The organism is Agrobacterium sp. 22094 (assembly GCF_052046015.1).
GTDB lineage: Bacteria > Pseudomonadota > Alphaproteobacteria > Rhizobiales > Rhizobiaceae > Agrobacterium > Agrobacterium cavarae.
The window spans coordinates 1-331 of sequence record NZ_JBQEPX010000052.1; the positions used below are offsets into that span (position 1 = coordinate 1).

Below are 331 nucleotides of genomic sequence, written 5' to 3' on the forward strand. Positions count from 1 at the left end.
CAGGGTGCAACCGAACAGGCATCCTCTGCCGAAGAAGCCTCCGCTTCGATGGAAGAGATGGCGGCCAACATCAAGCAGAACGCCGACAATGCTGCCCAGACGGAGAAGATCGCGCGTCAGTCTTCCAAGGATGCAGAGGCAAGCGGTGAAGCGGTTGGCCGTGCCGTGGTCGCCATGCGCACGATTGCGCAGAAGATTTCCATCGTTCAGGAAATCGCACGTCAGACCGACCTTCTGGCACTGAATGCCGCTGTTGAAGCCGCGCGAGCCGGTGAGCATGGCAAGGGCTTTGCCGTCGTCGCCTCCGAAGTGCGCAAGCTGGCAGAACGCA

General features: G+C 60.7%; 1 protein-coding gene. It reads left to right on the forward strand.

Annotated features, from left to right (window positions below; all coding sequences use genetic code 11):
- Positions 1-331, forward strand: a 331-nt coding sequence (locus ACTJK5_RS23125; RefSeq protein ID WP_440613335.1) for a methyl-accepting chemotaxis protein, incomplete at both ends; no start/stop codon positions are given.